Here is a 5735-nt window from a genome sequence, read left to right as displayed (position 1 = left end):
GGTTCCGTAACACGGCCACGATCTTCATGTGGGGATAGGTTTGCGCCAGCCGTTGGGGCGCCTTTTGATGGGAAAAATAGGTCGGACTGGCATCGCCGCTGATATAGGTTCCTGAATCGGGTAATGGGGCAAAATGGGCGAGATACCAGTCTAATCCCCGCTGATATCGCCAAGACCAAAAGTCAATTTCTTTGCGGGCGCTGGGGACAATCTGGGGGTGATGACTGAGATAGTGATAGAGAGAGGTGGTTCCTCCTTTCATGACCCCGATGATGGTGAACTGGGGGCTAGATGGAGTCGAAGTAAGCTGGAGATGGGGCTGGAGATGGGCTAAATCGGGGCGATCGCACGCCAGGCGGTTTTCCACGGCGCGACGATACCAAGGCCGGGCCGCCTCAAACTGTCCGAGGCGGGTTAAGGCTTCGGCGAGGTTTAAGGCACAGGTTCGCTCTTGAGGATGCTGTTGGGCCAAGGTTTCTAGGATGTCCACGAGTCTCTCTCCCCAGGCGGCTACACCCGGTTGATGGGGCTGTTCCAGGATAGCCCAGAGTTGAAAACGGCTCAGCCAATCTTGGCTGGGTTGAGCTTGAATTGCCCGAGAAAAGGCGGCTAATGCGGCTTCTTGGTTTTGCTGTTGCAGCAGTTGTAAGGCAATTTCATCGAGGGGTTGCCCCGAGGTCTTGGGGGAGGTCAGTTGATGATAGAGAAGGCTTAGGTTTCCCCTGAGTCGATAGAGGAAGGGGGAGAGTTTCATAGGATATTTTGGCGGGGATTTTTTAGGGAGTGATATCAATACTGATCGGGCTTACCAGCTAAAGTCACACTTGAGCAGAGTTTGTAACTCCTGATTATAAGGTTCATAAAAGGCTTGGAGTTCTTGACGAATATCCGCCTCTGCGGGTCGGTAAGACCCGGCATTGTATTTACGATGGTCGGTTAGGGGATGGTCAGGGATATCTAGGAATTGATAAACCTGTTTCAGACTCGCAGCGGGGTTTTGATAAAAGGCTTCACTTTCTAAGAACAGGAACTGCTCACGGGGAAATAACGAGAGCCAATGCTGGACAAATTCCACATAGATTCCTCGGGCGAGATAATTACTGGGTAAATCCCAAGCATTGCCCTGTTGGTCTAATTCTTGTTTGGCGGCGGCGATCGCCTCGGGCAAGGGTAGAGTTTCCTGTTGTCGTCGCACCCAGTGATAATAGTGGGAAATAGCCCGATCTACGGGATTTCTAAACAGAACGATAAATTTGACCTGGGGTAGAAACTCCCGGATTCGTTCTGGTGTGACATAAAAGTCCAAATATCCAGGACAGGCTTCCCCCGTTAAAAATTTTCCTCCCTCGGGTAGCGGTGGAAAATGAGCAAAGTACCAGTCATGACCTCGTCGATATTTCCAAGACCAAAATTCTACTTCTTTGCGCAGCGCCGGAATCACATTAGGATGTTGTGTTAAGTACATATAGAGGGAGCTAGTCCCTGCTTTTTGCGCCCCTAAAATTATAAAATCTGGCTTCGTTTTGAGGTCGCTTCTATCTGAGTCAGCCTCACAAAACTTTGCTAATTCTGGGTAAGGTTTTGCTAATTGCCGTTGCAATGCCTGTCTATAGTACGGGAGGGCATCACTAATTTTGTCTTGATGGCTGAGAGCTTCTCCTAAATTGATATAAACTTCTGTGCTGTTTGGATGTTGTTTTAAAGCATTTTTGTAGGCTTTTTCTGCTTCTGGAAGTCGCTCTTCAGCTTTGAGGGTTCTCCAAAAAATAAAGTGATAAAACCAGGAAAACTCTGGATCAACGTCGATTGTTTTGAGATAAACTTCACTCAACGTCGAGGTGTCTTTTAAGCGTAATAATACCCCGGCGTAGTCATAAAGCAGTTGAAAGGGAGGATTTTGAGATTGTGATGCTAGATCAATCGCCTTCTGGTACGCTGTTGCGCTGGCTTGCCATTGTTTAGCCTGGCTATAGGTTTTGGCTAAATTATGATGAGTTTCAAAGCAGTCGGGAGCGAGTTGTATCGCATCTTGATAGGCGCTAATTGCACCCTGCCAATCCTGTTGATGTCGTAGAGCATCCCCTAAGTTATGATGTGACCAAGAAAACTCGGGTTTGAGGGCGATCGCCTGCCGATACGCCCCCGCTGCCGCCTCAAATTTCCCCTGTTGTTGCAACACATCTCCTAACTCATGGTGAGCGAGGGCGATGGCTTTGTCCAAGGCGAGACAGCGACGAAAAGATGCCTCGGCCTTAGACCAGTTTTGCTGCTGGAGTTGCGCTTTTGCCAAATGATAATGAGGCCAAGGATTGTGCGGTTGAATCCGAGTTAAAACCCGCCAATAGACAGACTTAACGTGCAGTGGACGAACGGTTAACCACGTCCGACCCCGTCGTAATTGTGATTTGATTTGAGCTTTCATGGTTAAACGGTCTAGGTTGAGCAGGTTGGAGTGTTGAGGTGGCTGTTAAGCATCCGAAAACGCATCAACTGGAACATCCATTTTGGTATATCCCAGCAAATCTCCATGTAACCGGGGGAAGGTGGGAAATCGTTGTAACACGGCTTGAGTCCAAGTTTGGGGACAGAAAGCGGTGATCAGAATCCGCAACCAGAGTTTAATGACAAAACGGCGTTCTTGCCAGAGTTGGGGTTCATACTGTAGCACTGTCCAAAACAGTCGTATCGCTAAACGGCCTTGTTGCGGTTTTGGGTCGCCCTCTAAGGCCTTGAACGTGAGATACTTATAGGAGTTGGCGTAGGTTTGGGCGCGATAGGCCGGCAAACGCTCTGGGTTTTGGGCAAAGGGGGGAACCTGAGGCGCGCGCTCAAAGGCGGCGTCTAACACTCGCAACTGCGATCGCTCCATGCGCACAACATTCGCCGATTGGGAAGTAGGAACTTGTCGATAGCGCAACTGAGGCTTCTCCACGGCCACAAAATGAAACTTCTCCGCCAGCCGCAACCACATATCTCGATCTTCGGCGGGAGGAAAATCAGGATTAAACCCCCGAACTTGATAAAATGCACCTCGCCACATCATCGCATTGGAACCGCCAGCAATGAAATCACTTAGCAAAAGTTTAGGATAAACATAGCCATTGCTGGTGTACTCACAGCCGCGTTGCAGAAAGCGACCCGAGATATCAATCCAATCGACCCAACTATAGGCCACCGCCGGCTGACGGGTCTGATAGAGGGATTCAGCATTGGCGGGAGGCTGCCACTCAACAATGGCGCGATATTGGGATTCAAGTTTATCAGGGGTCCAAAGGTCATCGGAATCTAAGAAGGCGAAAAACTCTCCGATGGCGTGACAGGCGCCGCGATTACGACTTTCTCCCTGGCCCGCATTGGGGTAGGAGAAGAGTTTGAGGCGAGGGTCGTCGATCGCCTTGACAGCGGCGACGGTGTTATCCGTCGAACCGTCGTCGATGACGATGATTTCCAAGTCTGTCCAGGTTTGAGCTAAAACCGATTCTAGGGTTTCGCCAATGGTGTCTTGGGCGTTGTAGGCGGGGATAATGACGGAGATGGCGGGATAGGGACGCGATCGCGTGTATTGGAAGAGATCTTCAACTTGGGGAGTCAGGGAACCCGCGTCACAGAGGCGAGCGGCCAAGCGGGGAGCATTATCCTGGTAAATGCGGCAGAGGGTTTGTAATTCCGTCAGTAGGGGTTGGTAACGGGGAGCCTGAGAGTCCCAACCTTTGATATTTTGTAAAAACCCCAACGCCAGGCGACAGTTGTCCGGCGTGAGAGGAGGCTGTAAGGCTCGATAACTGAGGTATTGATACAGATTGGCAAAACTCTGCGATCGCAGGGGCTGTAGGGCTTGCGGGGCATCGCTAAACGCCCGTTCTAACACCGTTAAACAAGCCGCCTCCTGTTGCTGCAACTGCGAGGACATGGAACTGGCGCTAACCCGATAATAGACTTGTGCTTCAGGAACACAGACAAAGAAATGACGGCGGGCCAGTTTCAGGAAAAAGTCCCAATCCTCGGCGGCGGGGAGAGACTCATCAAATCCCCCCACCGCTCGCGCGGCGTCAGTCCGAACCAGGGCATTCGAGCCACTTTCAAGGAAATCCGCCAGTAGCAGGTGAGCCAACGCATCGCCGTCGAGGGTCAGATGACTGCCGGGTTTAAGGACGTTGCCGGACTCGTCAATATAGTCAGTCCAACTGTAGGCCACACCATAGAGCGATCGCAGATTGGCGTGAGTCTCAGGGGGATGCGTCAGCCGTTGATATTGAGCCTCTAGCTTCTGGGGATGCCAGAGATCATCGGCATCGATGAAGGAAATATAGGTTCCCCGAGCCTTCTGTAAGCCGCGATTGCGACTGGCGGCCAGTCCAGCATTGTCGTAGGCCAGCCGTCGCAGTCGATAGTCGCTGATACGATCAACGATCGCCGCCGTGTTATCAGTGCAGCCATCGTCGATAATCAGCAGTTCAAGGTCGGTGAAGGTTTGTTCCAGGACCGAGTCGATGGTGGCCGCAACGGTCGCTTCGCCGTTATAAACAGGGATAACTACCGTAATCAGCGGTGTTGGTGTGACTTGCAGGGTGGCTAACCAGCGATCGCTGAGGTTTAAGCGGTCTCCTGTGGCCAGTCGCCGGTAGGTTTCGACAATTAACGCTCCCTCATATTGAATGCTGGGGTCATTCTGATACAGGGTTTTGAGAATGGGTGGCACTTCAGCGGCCAAGTCCGGGGTCAGAGAATCGCACAAGGCGCGAGCCAACAGATACTTATCTAGGTTATGTTGAGCCTTGCTTTGCCGATCCTGGGGGTCTTCGGGAGTGATGAAGGTGGTGAGGGTTTCCTGTAAGGCTTGTCGCAGCTGCTGCCATTGGCTCAAGGTTGGCGTTGTCCAGGGAGCCAGTTCAACTAAACTCTCATCGAGGGCGATCGCCTGAAACTGTTGCGTTAGGGCCACCGCCATGCGCCAACCACCGCAAAAAAGGTCGGATATCCCCAGTCCGAATCCCTCCCCAGCTACGGCTAACCAGGCTTCCCGGCGAATCAGGGGATTCGACAGGGTTTGCCAATGGTAGTAGAGCCGCAGAGCGTCATGGAGCGTTGCTGAGGGAGCATCCGGGGGGATGGTGGGGATGGGGAGGGGGTTGCCTTGCTGAGAGACCCGGCTGTAGGCGATCGCCGTCTGGGGGTCGTCAGCGGCCGCTAAGGCGGCCACCTGTCGGCTCAGTTTCTCAGGCTGCCAACGGTCTCCCGGCTGAATCCAGGTGATCAGCTCTCCCCGACTCTGGGCCACGGCTTGCTCCAGTGCCGTTAAATTGCCAGTTGGGGAGGGTTCAACCCAGCGCAGTCGGGAGTCGAGTTGCTCTGAGTCGAGTTGCTCTGAGTCGAGTTGCTCTGAGGCGTTGCCCGTTTCCCCCGCTCCGATGCAAATGAGTTCAAACTGTTGATAGGTTCCCGCCAGAACTGACTCCAGACTGGCTCGGGTTTCGGCGGAGTCTAGGTCTGTCGGGAACGCGGTGCAGATTACAGAAACGAGGGACATGAATCGTCAACACTGGGAGAGGGATAGGCAGACACGCAGGTCTTAGAGGACAGGATACAGCGGTTATAGCCTATCATCAGCGTGAACGAAGCGGAATCAACATCAGGACCGAACCCGTCCATGCTAACACTGATACGGCAATTGCTAGCCCAGTTACCAGACTTACCCCCCATACCGACAGCGAGCGCAGGTGTGCACTGACAGCTTC

2 protein-coding genes and 1 pseudogene are annotated in these 5735 nt (G+C 52.6%); all 3 read right to left on the bottom strand.

Features of this window, described 5'->3' with window-relative positions:
* A pseudogene (locus tag R6U67_RS19115) lies at window positions 1-754 on the bottom strand (hypothetical protein); the annotation flags it as partial.
* A gap of 51 nt (window positions 755-805) precedes the next feature.
* The gene (locus R6U67_RS19110; protein WP_410254018.1) at window positions 806-2422 is read right to left on the bottom strand and encodes a tetratricopeptide repeat-containing sulfotransferase family protein; all 1617 of its coding nucleotides are present in this window, start codon (window positions 2420-2422) and stop codon (window positions 806-808) included.
* Window positions 2423-2467: 45 nt separating this feature from the next.
* Window positions 2468-5527 (bottom strand): glycosyltransferase, encoded by a 3060-nt coding sequence (locus R6U67_RS19105; RefSeq protein WP_410254017.1) that lies wholly within the window; start codon window positions 5525-5527, stop codon window positions 2468-2470.
* Between the last annotated feature and the right edge of the window lie 208 nt (window positions 5528-5735).

Origin of the sequence: Sodalinema sp. (assembly GCF_046483825.1) — a bacterium.
Taxonomy (GTDB): Bacteria; Cyanobacteriota; Cyanobacteriia; order Cyanobacteriales; family Geitlerinemataceae; genus Sodalinema.
This window is presented reverse-complemented; position numbering and strand designations above follow the sequence as displayed.